Below are 13,229 nucleotides of genomic sequence, written 5' to 3'. Positions count from 1 at the left end.
TTCGCTGTTGCCGGACCTGTTCGCGGTTTCCGGGCATTTTCGGGGTAACCCGCAGCATGCCCGGGTAGCCTGGAAAATTCCGGGTTACCTGAAAAAAGCCTGCCAACCGGGAAAAACGTTGATTATACCGCCCGCGCCGGCCCATTCGACCGGTCTTGCGGCGTGTGGCCCGATCCCGCGGCAGCGGCCGGCCGCCGGATCCGCTCAGCGGTTGGCCGGCACGGCGGGCGCCGCCGCGGAACCGCCCGCCTGCGGCGGCACGTCGGTCACGAAGCCGATCCGCGTGAGGCCGGCGGCCTGCGCGGCGCCCATCACCTGCGCGATCACGTCGTAGCGGGTCGCACGCGACGCGCGCAGCCGCAGCTCGGGCGGCGCGCCGCCCGCGGTGGCGGCGGCCCGGAAGCGCGCCGGCAGCGCATCGAGCGCCACGGGCGCGTCGTCCCAGTACAGCTTGCCCGCGTCGTCGATCGACAAGGTGACGGATTGCGGCGTGTCGCGCGCGACGCTGGCCGCGACCTTCGGCAGGTCGAGCCGGATCGCGTGCGTCATCAGCGGCGCGGTGATGATGAAGATGACGAGCAGCACCAGCATCACGTCGATCAGCGGGGTCATGTTGATCTCCGCCATCGGCGCGGACGTCTTGTGGTGCTCGAGTCCGCCGAATGCCATGGTCGCTCCTCCGGAATGCGCGCGTCAGGCTTCCTGCGCGCACACGAATACGTGCAGATCGCGCGCGAAGCCGTCGAGTTCCTCGGCGAGCTGCCGCACGAGCCGCCCGAGGATGTTGTAGGCCAGCACCGCGGGAATCGCAACGACGAGCCCGAACGCGGTCATGATCAGCGCCTCGCCGACCGGCCCCGCGACGTTCTCGATCTGCGCCTGCCCGCTCGCGGCGATGCTGCCGAGCGCGTGGTAGATGCCCCATACGGTGCCGAGCAGCCCGACGAACGGCGCGGTGCTGCCGATCGACGCGAGCAGCACCTGGCCGAATTCGAGGCGCCGCTGCGAGCGCAGCATCGCATGCCGCAACGCGCGCAGCACGCGTTCGCTGCGTTCGACACGCGCGGCCAGCGCGGCCGGGTCGTGATCGTCGGCCGCATCGCGCGCGGCTTCGGCGAGCGGCACGAACACACGCTCGCGATCGGCGCCGGCGAGCGCGGCAATGCCCGCGTCGAGCGACGGCGCGCGCCAGAACGCGGCGAGCGCGCGCGGCCCCTGCCGCTTCGCGCGGATCAGGAGCCAGGCTTTCATGAGGAGGAAGCACCAGCTGGCGATGGACATCGCCAGCAGCACATAGGCGACGGCATGCGTGATCGCATCGCCGCTTTCGAGGTAGTGGACAACGCCGGTGGGTATCGCCATCGGAGTTTCCCCGTGGTGTCAGCGCAGGCCGAGCACGTCCTGCATGTCGAACAGGCCGGCGCCGCGCGCCGACAGGAAGCGGACCGCGCGCAGCGCGCCCTGCGCGTACGACACGCGGCTCGACGACTTGTGCGTGATCTCGATGCGCTCGCCGATCCCTGCGAACAGCACGGTGTGATCGCCGACGATGTCGCCGCCGCGCACCGCAGCGAAGCCGATCGACGACGGATCGCGCTCGCCCGTCACGCCATGGCGGCCGTACACCGCGCAATCGTCGAGCGAGCGCCCGAGCGCGCCGGCGACGGCTTCACCCATCATCAGCGCGGTGCCCGACGGTGCATCGACCTTGTGACGGTGATGCGCCTCGATGATCTCGATGTCGTAGCCGTGCGAGAAATGCTTCGCCGCGAATTCGAGCAGCTTCAGCGTGACGTTCACGCCGACGCTCATGTTCGCCGCGAACACGATGCCGATCTTGCCCGCCGCGGCCTGCAACCCGGCCTTCTGCTCGGCGGTGAAGCCGGTCGTGCCGATCACGAGCTTCACGTCGTGGCGCAGCGCGGCCTCGATATGGGCCATCGTGCCTTCCGGACGCGTGAAATCGATCAGGTAGTCGGCCTGCGCGAACACCGCGTCGAGGTCGGCGGTCAGCTTGACGCCGGTGTCCTTGCCGAGGAACGCGCCGGCGTCCTGGCCGAGGAACGGCGAATCGGCGCGGTCGAGCGCGCCGACGAGCTGCGCGTCGGAATCGTTGAGAACGGCTTCGATCAGCATCCGGCCCATTCGGCCCGATGCCCCGGCAATCGCAATCTTCATGGCTTTCTACACGACAGGTCTAAAGGCGGGCGGCGCATGCCGCCCTGTTTCCGCACGCGGACTTACTGCGCCGGCGCGGTGATCGGCTGGTTCTGCAGCGTATCCGAGCCTTGCGGGCCGACCGGCGGCGACGCCTCGTTCGACGCGTTCGGCGGCGGCGGACGATGGAACTGGAACTGCGGCTGGATCGCCGGCACCGCGCCCGGCGGCTGGCCGCCCGGCACCGGCGCACCGCCGGCAGCCTGCGCGGCCGGTGCGAAGCGGCGCGCGTTCGAGCCCTGACCCGACACCTGGTTGGTCGCGCGGTTCGCCGCACGGGCGGCCTGCGCGTTCGCATCCTGGTCGACCACCGCCCCGGACACCGGCGCGACAGCCTCCGGTGCCGGCGCGCTCGCCGCCGCTTGCGCGGCGCTCGCGGCTGCGGCAGCCTCGGCGGCCTTCTTCGCCGCTGCGGCCGCCTTCGCCTTCTTGCCGCCGCGGTCGCCGTCGATATCGGCCAGCAGGTCGAGCTCAGACGGCAGGTTGTCCGCCCCCGTCCAGCCCGCCAGGCGATCGCCCGCGAACGTCACGACGAGATCGCGCTGCTGGACGACTGCCGTCGAGCCACGCTTGAAGTAGAAGAGGTAATCCCAGCGGTCGGCGTGGAACATGTCGGCCAGCAGCGGGGTGCCGAGCAGCGCGCGCACCTGCTCGCGCGACATGCCGACCTGCAGCTGCGAGGCCTTCTCCTGCGACACGAAGTTGCCTTGCACGACGGTGATCCGGTAGGGGGTGATGCTCTGCGCGATGCGCTGCGTCACGCTGTCGTACGACGAACAACCAGCCAGCGCGGCAACGGCGGCGGCAGCGATGATGACACTCCGCATGCGGCTCCTCTGAAAGTGCGAAAGAGATTCTGGAATCATTTCCCTCACCGTGCAGGCCCGCGTCGCAGGCCGCGCGTGTTTCTGGAACGGCGAAAAGCCGGTAACATTGAAGCCCTGCATTGTACTCTAGGGATGCCTAGCCATGACCAATCCGACGGATCTCAAGAATATCGGGCTAAAGGCCACCCTACCGCGCCTCAAGATTCTCGAGATCTTCCAGCAAAGCCCGGTGCGCCACCTGACGGCAGAAGACGTCTACCGGAACCTGCTCAACGAGCAGCTCGACATCGGGCTGGCCACCGTCTACCGCGTGCTGACGCAGTTCGAGCAGGCAGGCCTGCTCTCGCGCAGCAACTTCGAATCCGGCAAGGCCGTGTTCGAACTGAACGAAGGCTCGCACCACGACCACCTCGTGTGCCTCGATTGCGGCCGCGTCGAGGAATTCTTCGACGCCGAGATCGAAGGCCGCCAGCAGGCGATCGCGAAGGAGCGCGGCTTCCGGCTTCAGGAGCACTCGCTCGCGATGTACGGTTCCTGCACGACCGAGAACTGCCCGCACCGCAAGCACTGATTCGCGCGCTCCGCGCACGCAGCACGGCCCGGCCGGCATCTCGCCGCCCGGGCCGTGTTCTTTTCGGGATAGCGGCGCCGCGTGCGTCGTGTGCCCAGGCTTTCGAAAGCCCTTCGACACGTCCGCCCGGGCCGCCGTCAGGCAGCCGGAGCCCGGCGTCGCACTTGCGTCAGGCCGCGCAGGCCGGCTCGAACTCGAGCGCCCAGGCGCGCTCGAGCGGAATCTCGTCGCAGTTCGGTTGCGTGCCGCCGCGATCGATGATCACGAAATCGCTGACCGCATCGAGCGCAAGCAGCGGATGGTGCCAGACGCCCTTCGCATAATTCACGCCCTGCCAGCCTTGCGCGAGGAACGCGCGCATCGCGTCGGGCCGGAACTCGCCGGCCGGCGCGACGACGATCGCGTAGCGCGACACGGCCGCGAGCGGAATGAACGCCTGGCTGCCGTGCGGATGGCGCTCCATCAGCGTGAGCGCGACCGGCAGCGCGCGCGGCTGCGCGCGGAACACGCTGACGAGCGGGCGACCGCCGTCCGCGCACACATCGATCGTCGCGAGATCGTGGAAGCGCTCGGTCGTGCCGCCGTTGATCGGGAAATGACGCGCGCCTTCTAGCGCGATCACGTCGCCGAACGGCGCGAACGCTTCGCGCGTCAGGCGCTCGACGCGCAGGATGGGGGATTCGCTCATGCCGTTGCCCTCCCTCAAGCCGGCTCGCCCCACAGACGCAGGCGCGACACGCCGCCGTCCGGGAAGATGTTGAAACGCACATGCGTGACGGGGCCGAGCGCGGCAAGCTGGTCGAATGTGTGGACGTGATCCATCTGCAGCTTCTGCTCGCCGAGCAGTTCGGCCCAGAACATCGCCTGCGTGACGAGCGAATCGTCGGTGCCGCCCACGACCCGCGCGGCCTGCAGCGAGCAGCGGTCGGGGAAATTGCCCTTGAAGAACGCGGTATCGACCTCGACGCGCCGGATGATGCCCGGCCGCGCGAGCGCGAGGATCGCCCAGTCGTTGCCGGGCTCGCGGCGGCGCCGCGTTTCCCAGCCGTCGCCCATGTTCACGCCGCGCCCCGGCATCAGCATCTGCGACGCCGGGCCGAAGTGCTGGTTGTTCGCGGCCACCAGGTAGCCGCCGTTCTCGATTGCCGCGAGATCGACGAGCTCGCCGGCCGGCACCTCGCGCCAGTCGCGCTGCGGCAAGCCGTACACGCGCAGCCGCGCGAGGCCACCGTCTGGGTACAGGTTCACGCGCAAGTGCGTATAGGGCCGTGCATCGTCGACGCTCACGTAGTGATGCGAATTGCCCTGCAGCGTCGTCGCCGGGACGATCGGGCGCCATTCGGCGTCGTCGGGCGGCGTGTCGCCTTCGGCGACGCACGCGTCGATCGACGCGGCCGGCGGAAAGTTACCGGTGAAGTGGCTCGTATCGAGGTCGACGCCGTAGATCACACCCGGCCGCGCGAGCCGCACCACGCAGAAATCATGGCCGGTCGTGCGCTTGCGGCGCGTTTCCCAGCCGTCCATCCACTTGCCGTGGTCGTCGTACTTGCCGGGAATGAACACGGCCGGCTCGGGATTCAGCATGCGCTCCTTCGGCGCGAAGAATTCATCGCTGGCGAAGAGCGCCTGCGCCCCGAGGCGCGGGTCGGCGAGATTCATGTAACGCCGCGTGAAGGCCGGCGCATTCGGATCGAGGATGGGGGCTGCCATGTCGTCTCCTGATATTTGATGGCGTGCCGGCGCATCGAGGCGCCGGCCGCATGAATTCCGGTTGCGCGGGACGACCTGGGGAAGCCGCCCCGCGCGGTTGCGCTCAGAGCGCGTGAGCCTGGTCGCCGGCGACCGGCGCCGCGCGGTCTTCCTCTTCGGCCGGCACGTAGCGCAGCTCGCGGTTCAGCACGCGGTTCGCGCGGGCACGATCGATGTCGTTCTCCCACACCGCGACGACCACCGTCGCGACGCAGTTGCCGATCAGGTTGGTCAGCGCGCGGGCGATGCCGACGAACCAGTCGACCGGCAGGATCAGCACGAGGCCCAGCACCGGAATCGCGGGAATCGCCGACAGGGTCGCCGCGAGGATCACGATCGCCGAGCCCGGGATCCCGTGCGCGCCCTTCGACGTGACGAGCGACACGAGCAGCACGACGATCAGGTCATGCGTCGACAGCGGCGTGTTGGTGGCCTGCGCGATGAACAGCACGGCGAGCGTCAGGTAGATCGAGAAGCCGTCGAGGTTGAACGAATAACCGGTCGGGATCACGAGGCCGACCGTCGAATCCTTCACGCCCATGTATTCGAGCTTGCGCATCACCTGCGGCAGCACCGCATCCGACGACGCCGTACCGAGCACGATCGACAGTTCCTCGCGCAGGTAGCGGATCAGCTTGAACACCGAGAAGCCCGCGAGCCGCATCACGATGCCGAGCACGACCGTGACGAACACGAAGCAGCTCAGGTAGAACACCGCGACCAGATAGCCGAGCTGCTTGAGCGACGCGACGCCGTACTTGCCGGTCGTGAACGCGATCGCACCGAGCACGCCGAGCGGCGCGAGCTTGATGATGAAGCCGATGATCCGGAAGAATACGTGCGACAGTTCCTCGATCAGCGAGTTGACGCGCTGCGCCTTGTCGCCGAGCAGCGACAGCGCGGAGCCGAACAGCACCGCGAACACGAGGATCTGCAGGATGTCGCCCTTCGCGAACGCGTCGATCGCGGTCTCGGGGATGATCTTCATCAGGTAGCCGGCCGTGTCCTTCAGGCTCTCGGCGTTCTTCGCGTAGGACGCGAGCGACGCCGCATCGAGCGAACGCAGGTCGATGTTCATCCCGACGCCCGGACGCGTGAGCCACGCAAGCACGAGCCCGATGCCGAGCGCGAGCGTCGTCATGATCTCGAAGTAGATGACGGCCTTCAGGCCGACCCGGCCGACCTTCTTCAGGTCGCCCGCGTTGGCCATCCCGCTGACCACGACGCAGAACACGATCGGGCCGATCACCATCTTGATGAGCTTCAGGAAACCGTCGCCGAGAGGTCGCAGCGACTCGGCGAAATGCGGGAAGAACGCGCCCAGCGCGATCCCTAGGACAAGTGCGACGACTACCCGGCCAAACAGCGAATTGAGGAATTTCGACACGGCGCTCTCCCGATCCAACGGTTGCAGTTTCGTCTGTTCATACTGGTAAGACCAGTGATGTTATGGGGGATAGTAGGAAGCCGATATAGTGGCGTCAAGGACGGACAAAATAGGGATTTCCCGCCCCTGCCCCGCCGGATTTCGATGCACCGGACAGGGGCAGATCGTGGCTTTCCCGTAGGCCGGCCATGCACCGCCTGCGTGCGGATTACAATGCTGGTCAGACCGGCCAAAGTTCACATCATGAAAAACGTTCCGCATACCGTGACCGACGCCGCCATCGCGACGATCCGCGACCGGATCGAGGCAGGCGTTTATCCGGTCGGCAGCCTGCTGCCGGCCCAGCGCCAGCTCTCCGAGGAGCTGGAGATCAGCCGTGCATCGCTGCGCGAGGCGCTCTCGACGCTCGAGGCGCTCGGGATGCTGCGCATCCGCGCCGGCAAGGGCGTGTATGTCGAAAGCGCGCAGGCCACGGCCGCGCACGCATGGCAGTTCGCCGAGGAGTCGTCGCCGCCCGACACGTACCAGATGCGCTATGCGCTCGAAGGGTTCGCCGCGCGGATGGCCGCGCACGTCGTCAGCGACGACGACATCGCGTGGTTCGAGGACAACCTCGCCGACCTGCACGTCGCGCTCACCGAAAGCGCGCTCGACGAGGCGTCGCAGCTCGACTTCGACTTCCACATGCGGATCATCCATCTCGCCGGCAACGCGGCGATCGAATCGATACTGCGCAGCAGCGCGGACATCATGAAGGAAAGCCAGCGCATGCCGTTCTACCGGCGCGAGCTGCTGCTGTCGACGTGGCAGGAGCACCGCGCGATCGTCGACGCGCTGATCGCGCGCGATGCGGCCGCCGCCGGCACGGCGATCGAAACGCACATCGCGAACGCCGCGCAGCGCGCGGGCATCTTCTTCCCGACGCCGCGCACGTAATGCGGCCGGGCGGTCGGGCGGCTACCCGCCGCGCACGCCGGCCGGTCGTAGCAGTCAAGCTCCCGACGGATCGCGATACGCAAGCGCACGTTCGATGAACGCGCGCGCCGCGACGCTGCGGTACGCGCCCTTGCGTGTCAGCAGCGCGGCCGTGCGCGCGGGCAGCGGCGGATCGATCTCCAGCGCGCACAGGTCGGCGCTCGCGCGCGCGACCGCGTCGGGCAGCACCGTCGCGAGCCGGCCGCCCCGCACGAGCTCCAGCACCGCGCTGATCGTATTCGTCTCGATCGCGATCTTCGGCCGCGCGCCGTGCTCGATGAAATACCGGTCGATGCGCTCGCGCGTCGCGAACGCGCGGCTCAGCAGCACCAGCGGCTCGCCGCCGAGCTCGGCCGGCGTCAGTGCGCGGCGGCGCCGCGCCAGACGATGCGTGCGGCCCGTCACGAGCGCGAGCGGCTCGTCCCACAGCGGCAGCGCGTCGATGTCCGGCGCGCGCGGCGGCATGAACGCGAAGCCCGCGTCGAGCCGATCGTCGGCGAGCAGCGCCTCGATGCGTTCCTGCGGCATCGCATCGATCGTCAGCGTGACGTTCGGATAGTCGGTCTGGAACGCATCGATCAGCGAGCCGCTCAGGTAGGCCGCGAAGGTCGGCATCATCGCGAGCCGCAGCGATCCGCTCCCAAGATCGGCGACGTCGTGCAGCGCGCGCTGCCCCGTATCGAGCTCGTGCAGCGCGGCGCGCGCATGGCGCGCATAGACCTCGCCGAATTCGGTGAGCTGCACCGTGCGGCCCGAGCGGTCGAACAACTGCACGCCGAGCGTTTCCTCGAGCTGGCGCACCTGCTGCGACAGCGTCGGCTGCGAGACGTGCAGCGCGTCGGCCGCGCGCGTGAAACTGCGCTGCTCGGCGACGGCCAGGAAATAGCGGATGTGGCGGAGTAGCATGGCGGCCGACGTATTGGTTTGACCAATGGAGACCATAACGATCCAGTCTTGGACGCTATGGTTCGACTCCCGCATCATACGCACATCCGTTCCCGTGCATCGCCGCTGTCACCGCACCGGAACGGCTCGCCCGGGCCCGCCCTGCCTCCGCCCGCCGCACGACGATCCGCCGCCCGCCCGATCCGGGCCCGGCCGCGATCCGCCCGGCGCGCATCGGCTCACCGCCGATCCGTCGACGCCGGCCCCGATTTCCGTCACCCCGCGCAGCCGGCGGCCCCGTGCCGCCGGACGGCGCCGCCGTTTTTCGCGACCATGGAACCGCATCACGACACCCATCCTCCCCTCACCCGCGGCATGACGCTGCTGTTCGCCTGCGCATGCGGCATCGTCATCGGCAACATCTACTACGCGCAGCCGCTGCTCGCCGCGATCGCGCGCAGCTTCGGGCGCGCGCCGGCCGAGCTCGGCTATCTCGTCACGCTGACGCAGCTCGGCTATGCGGCGAGCCTGCTGCTGATCGTCCCGCTCGGCGACGCGGTCAACCGTCATACGCTGATCGTGCGGCTGCTGATGCTCAACGTCGTCGCGCTGGTCGCGGTCACGTTCAGCACGAACTTCACGATGTTCGTCGTCGCGAACGTCGCGGTCGGCTTCGTCACCTGTTCGACGCAGCTGCTCGTGCCGTTCGCCGCATCGCTCGCCGATGCACGCTCGCGCGGCCGCGCGGTCGGCACCGTGATGAGCGGGCTGCTGCTCGGCATCCTGCTCGCGCGCGTGGCGGCCGGCGCGATCGCCGACGGGTTCGGCTGGCGTGCGGTGTACGGCATCGCGGCGGTGACGGTGGCGGCGCTGACCGTCGTGCTCGCCGTGAAGCTGCCGAAGGATCGCCGCGAGGCGCGCCTCGACTATGCGGCGCTGATGAAGTCGCTCGTCGCGCTGGTGCGCGCGCAACCGCTGATCGCACTGCGCTCCACCTACGGCGCGCTCGTGTTCGCGTGCTTCAGCCTGCTGTGGACGGGCCTCACGTTCCTGCTGAGCCAGCCGCCGTACAGCTATTCCGAAGGGCAGATCGGCCTGTTCGGCGTCGTCGGCGCGGTGGGCGCGCTCGCGGCGACGTCGGCCGGCCGGCTCGTCGATCGCGGGCACGGCAATGCGGCGACAGGGTTGTTCGCGGCGGCCGTGCTCGCGTCGTTCGCGCTGATCGCGAACGGCGCACACGCCCTGGCAGCGCTGATCGCGGGCATCCTGCTGCTCGACGTCGGCGTGCAGGGCATGCACATCTCGAACCAGAGCGTGATCTATGCGCTGGCGGGCAACGCGCGCAGCCGCGTGACGACGATCTACCTGACGAGCTACTTCATCGGCGGCGCATTCGGGTCGTTCGCGGCGAGCGTCGCGTACGGCGTCGACGGCTGGCGCGGCGTGTGCGTCGCGGGCGCGGCGCTTGCCGGTGTGTTGATCGCGCTGTGGCTCGTGTCGCAGCGCATCGGCGCGCGGCAGGTCACGCAGTAATGCGGTAATGCAGTCAGTCGTTTCCTCGCCGCCATGAAAAAGGCACGCCCCGCGAACCGCGGGCGTGCCTTTTTCCGATGGGGTCGAGACAGTCGCGCGCTAGCGCGTGACCGCGATCGTCACGCAGCCTCGTCCGCGAAATCGATCAGCACCTTCATCGCGCGCTGGCGGTCGCCGGCCAGTTCGAACGCAAGGTTCGCATCGCGCATCGGGAACACGCGCGTGACGGCCGGACGCAGGTCGACGCGCCCCGCATTGATGAGTTGCACCGCGAGCGCGAATTCGGCGTGAAAACGAAACGACCCGCAGATCGACAACTCCTTCGCGACCACCACGTTCTGCGGCAGGCTGACATCACCGCCGAGCCCGAGCTGCACGACGACCCCGCGCGGACGCATCACGTCCAGCCCGTCGCGCAACGCGCGCGCATTGCCCGAACACTCGATCATCACGTCGAACGTGCCCTTGTCGGCACCGTAACGCTCGACCCAGCCGGCATCGGCAACCACATTGATCGTGCGGTCGGCGCCGAGCGCGCTCGCCACTGCCAGCGGCGCCTCGACGACGTCGGTCGCGACGATCTCCGCCGCGCCGTGCACGCGCGCCGCCGCGACCGCCAGCACGCCGATCGGCCCGCAGCCCGACACGAGCACGCGCTTGCCGATCAGCGGGCCCGCGCGCAACACCGCATGCAACCCGACGGCGAACGGTTCGGCGAGCGCCGCGAGCGACAGCGGCACGTGATCGGCGACCTTCACGCACTGCACCGCATCGCATACGAGTGCGTTGCGGAACGCGCCCTGCACGTGCGGCATCCGCATCGCGCTGCCGTAGAAGCGCATGTCGAGACACTGGTTCGGCAGCCCTTCAAGACAGTAGCGGCACGCGCCGCACGGCCGGCTCGGATTGACCGCGACGCGATCGCCGACCTTCACCGACGTCACGTCCGGCGCCACTTCCGCGACCGTGCCGGCCACCTCGTGGCCCAGCACCATCGGCTGCTGCAGCCGGATCGCGCCAAAGCCACCGTGCCGGAAGTAATGGAGATCGGAGCCGCAGATGCCGCCCATCGCGACATCGACGCGCACCTGGCCGGGGCCGATCTCGCCCGCGTCCTGCTCCTCCACCCGCAAGTCGTTCGGCCCGTGGATCACGACACACATGCAACGCATACGCATGACATTCCTCCCTTTCCTAAACGGCGGCGGTCAGGCCGCCGTCGACGAACAGCGTCTGGCCGTTCACGAAATCGGACGCGGCCGATGCGAGGAAGATCGCCGCACCGCACAGCTCGTCGACGCGCCCCCAGCGCCCGGCCGGCGTGCGCTTGCACAGCCAGTCCGAGAACGCTGCGTCGTCGACCAGCGCGCGGTTGAGTTCGGTTTCGAAATAGCCGGGCGCGAGGCCGTTCGCCTGGATGCCGTGGCGTGCCCAGTCGGCACACATCCCTTTCGTCAGCATCCGCACCGCGCCCTTGGTCGCCGCGTACGGCGCGATCGTCGGCCGCGCGAGCTCGCTCTGCACCGAGCAGATGTTGATGATCTTCCCATGGCCGCGCGCGATCATGTGCCGCGCGACGGCCTGCGCGACGTTGAACACGCCGTCGAGGTTCACGCGCATCAGCGCATGCCAGTCGTCGGGCTCGAAGGCGTCGAGCGGCGCGCGGCGCTGGATGCCCGCGTTGTTCACGAGGATGTCGATCGCGCCGACGCGCGCCTCGAATTCGTCGATCGCCGCGCGCACCTGTGCGTGCTCGGCGACGTCGAATACCGCGTAGTCGGCCGTGTAGCCTTCCTCGCGCAGCTGCCGCACGAGCGTCGCGGCCTTCTCCTCATTGCGATCGTTGATGACGATCGCCGCCCCCGCTTCGGCCAGCCCGCGGGCGAGCGTCAGCCCGATCCCGCGTCCGGAACCGGTAATCAGTGCGCGGCGGCCGTCGAGGCGGAACCGTTCAAGCGCGTGGGTCATGCGTGCCTCCTCGTGCCAGTCGAGCCGGCGGCCCATCGCGGCCGGTCTCGCGTTGACGGTATCTTCAACTGCCGGCCGCTCGCCGGCCAATGGTCTTTTTTGATCCGGTTATCATGAAATTTGATTACCGTCCAATTCGGCCCGCCACCCATGGAACTCAAGCAATTGCGCGCCTTCGTCACGCTCGCCGAAGAGCTGCATTTCGGGCGCGCAGCGCAGCGCCTGTTCATCGTGCAGCCCGCACTGAGCATGCAGATCAAGGCGCTCGAGGAAGAACTCGGCGCGCGCCTGTTCGAGCGCGACCGGCACAAGGTCGAACTGAGCGATACGGGGCGCGTGTTCCTGCCCGAGGCGCGCGCCACGCTGCAGCAGGCCGCGCGCGCGGAGCAGATGGCGCGGCTGTCGAGCCGCGGCGAGATCGGCACGCTGCGGATCGCGTTCGTGTCGTCGGTGCTGCCCGTGCTGCTGCCGGCCGTGCTGCGCACGATGCGCGAGCGCTATCCGCTGATCACGCTCGAACTGAAGGACCTGCCGACGCCCGACCAGATCGCCGCGCTGCGCGACCGGCGGATCGATTTCGGGATGATCCGGCTGCCGGCCGCGTATGCGGGCATCGACACGCGCGTGGTGCTCGAGGAAGGCTTCGTCGTCGCGCTGCCGCTCGACCATCCGCTCGCCGCGCACGATGCGATCGCGCCGGCCGCGCTGCGCGGCCAGCCCGCGTTCGTGCTCGCGCGCCGCTACGCGCCGGGCTTTCACGACGACATGCTGCTCGCGCTGAGCCGCGCGGGCACGACGCTCGAGATCGCGCAGGAGTTCGGGGAATTCACGACGATGCTGGCGCTCGTCGCGGCGGGGATGGGAATCGGGCTGATTCCGTCGGAAGCCGCCAGCGCGCTGCCGCCGAACGTACTCGCGCGGCCGCTCGACCTGGCCGGGCACCGAACGGGCATCGGCCTCGCGTGGACCGACCTCGACAGCCCGCTCAAGCGCGCGTTCGTCGCCGCGCTCGAAGAGGCGACGGCGGCATCAGCCAACGACAGCGGGCAATAAAAAAAACCGGCCGGAAAACCGGGCCGGGCTCGTTCGCTACGCCGGCCGCCTCGCGGCGGCCGCG

Annotated in this window: 14 protein-coding genes; 4 read left to right on the top strand and 10 right to left on the bottom strand. The window is 68.9% G+C overall.

Annotated features, from left to right (window positions below):
* Window positions 1–204: 204 nt before the first annotated feature.
* The 4 genes from ACPTTC_RS03385 to ACPTTC_RS03370 all read right to left on the bottom strand — a co-directional run bounded on the left by ACPTTC_RS03385 (window position 205) and on the right by ACPTTC_RS03370 (window position 3,044).
* A complete protein-coding gene (locus ACPTTC_RS03385) occupies window positions 205–669 on the bottom strand; it encodes an ExbD/TolR family protein (RefSeq protein ID WP_423391548.1) in 465 nt (154 codons plus the stop codon).
* 24 nt (window positions 670–693) lie between these two features.
* Window positions 694–1,362, bottom strand: coding sequence for a MotA/TolQ/ExbB proton channel family protein (locus ACPTTC_RS03380; RefSeq protein WP_423391547.1), 669 nt, complete (start codon window positions 1,360–1,362; stop codon window positions 694–696).
* A gap of 18 nt (window positions 1,363–1,380) precedes the next feature.
* Window positions 1,381–2,178 (bottom strand): 4-hydroxy-tetrahydrodipicolinate reductase, encoded by a 798-nt coding sequence (dapB, locus tag ACPTTC_RS03375; RefSeq protein WP_423391546.1) that lies wholly within the window; start codon window positions 2,176–2,178, stop codon window positions 1,381–1,383.
* Window positions 2,179–2,240: 62 nt separating this feature from the next.
* Window positions 2,241–3,044, bottom strand: a complete 804-nt coding sequence (locus ACPTTC_RS03370) for an outer membrane protein assembly factor BamE (protein ID WP_226195347.1) — start codon at window positions 3,042–3,044, stop codon at window positions 2,241–2,243.
* A gap of 142 nt (window positions 3,045–3,186) precedes the next feature.
* Here ACPTTC_RS03370 and fur point away from each other — a divergent pair, with 142 nt between their 5' ends.
* The gene (gene fur, locus ACPTTC_RS03365; protein ID WP_034182711.1) at window positions 3,187–3,615 is read left to right on the top strand and encodes a ferric iron uptake transcriptional regulator; all 429 of its coding nucleotides are present in this window, start codon (window positions 3,187–3,189) and stop codon (window positions 3,613–3,615) included.
* Window positions 3,616–3,784: 169 nt separating this feature from the next.
* Here the strand turns inward: fur and ACPTTC_RS03360 are convergent, their stop codons facing one another.
* The 3 genes from ACPTTC_RS03360 to ACPTTC_RS03350 form a co-directional block, all read right to left on the bottom strand.
* Window positions 3,785–4,303 (bottom strand): ureidoglycolate lyase, encoded by a 519-nt coding sequence (locus ACPTTC_RS03360; protein WP_175955678.1) that lies wholly within the window; start codon window positions 4,301–4,303, stop codon window positions 3,785–3,787.
* Window positions 4,304–4,317: 14 nt separating this feature from the next.
* On the bottom strand, window positions 4,318–5,325 hold the full coding sequence (alc, locus tag ACPTTC_RS03355) for an allantoicase (RefSeq protein ID WP_423391545.1): 1,008 nt from the start codon (window positions 5,323–5,325) through the stop codon (window positions 4,318–4,320).
* Between the two features lie 103 nt (window positions 5,326–5,428).
* The gene (locus tag ACPTTC_RS03350) at window positions 5,429–6,751 is read right to left on the bottom strand and encodes a C4-dicarboxylate transporter DctA (RefSeq protein ID WP_423391544.1); all 1,323 of its coding nucleotides are present in this window, start codon (window positions 6,749–6,751) and stop codon (window positions 5,429–5,431) included.
* Between the two features lie 213 nt (window positions 6,752–6,964).
* Between ACPTTC_RS03350 and ACPTTC_RS03345 the strand changes: the two genes are divergently transcribed.
* A complete protein-coding gene (locus ACPTTC_RS03345; protein WP_423391543.1) occupies window positions 6,965–7,687 on the top strand; it encodes a FadR/GntR family transcriptional regulator in 723 nt (240 codons plus the stop codon).
* A gap of 54 nt (window positions 7,688–7,741) precedes the next feature.
* Here the strand turns inward: ACPTTC_RS03345 and cynR are convergent, their stop codons facing one another.
* Entirely contained in the window at window positions 7,742–8,632 is an 891-nt protein-coding gene (gene cynR / locus ACPTTC_RS03340; RefSeq protein ID WP_423391542.1) for a transcriptional regulator CynR, read from the bottom strand.
* 312 nt (window positions 8,633–8,944) lie between these two features.
* Here cynR and ACPTTC_RS03335 point away from each other — a divergent pair, with 312 nt between their 5' ends.
* Window positions 8,945–10,144 (top strand): MFS transporter, encoded by a 1,200-nt coding sequence (locus tag ACPTTC_RS03335; protein ID WP_423391541.1) that lies wholly within the window; start codon window positions 8,945–8,947, stop codon window positions 10,142–10,144.
* Between the two features lie 119 nt (window positions 10,145–10,263).
* On the opposite strand, the gene ACPTTC_RS03330 is transcribed toward ACPTTC_RS03335, so the two are convergent.
* Both ACPTTC_RS03330 and ACPTTC_RS03325 read right to left on the bottom strand, forming a co-directional pair.
* Window positions 10,264–11,322 carry an L-idonate 5-dehydrogenase gene (locus ACPTTC_RS03330; RefSeq protein WP_423391540.1) on the bottom strand — a complete coding sequence of 353 codons (1,059 nt, stop codon included), beginning with the start codon at window positions 11,320–11,322 and terminating at the stop codon, window positions 10,264–10,266.
* A gap of 16 nt (window positions 11,323–11,338) precedes the next feature.
* Window positions 11,339–12,112, bottom strand: a complete 774-nt coding sequence (locus ACPTTC_RS03325; protein ID WP_226195340.1) for an SDR family NAD(P)-dependent oxidoreductase — start codon at window positions 12,110–12,112, stop codon at window positions 11,339–11,341.
* Between the two features lie 150 nt (window positions 12,113–12,262).
* On the opposite strand from ACPTTC_RS03325, the gene ACPTTC_RS03320 reads away from it, so the two are divergent.
* The gene (locus ACPTTC_RS03320) at window positions 12,263–13,165 is read left to right on the top strand and encodes a LysR substrate-binding domain-containing protein (protein ID WP_423391539.1); all 903 of its coding nucleotides are present in this window, start codon (window positions 12,263–12,265) and stop codon (window positions 13,163–13,165) included.
* Window positions 13,166–13,229: the final 64 nt, after the last annotated feature.

This window comes from Burkholderia mycopellens (assembly GCF_964265025.1).
Lineage (GTDB): Bacteria > Pseudomonadota > Gammaproteobacteria > Burkholderiales > Burkholderiaceae > Burkholderia.
The sequence above is the reverse complement of the archived record's forward strand: the minus strand, read 5'-3'. Positions and strand labels throughout refer to the sequence as shown.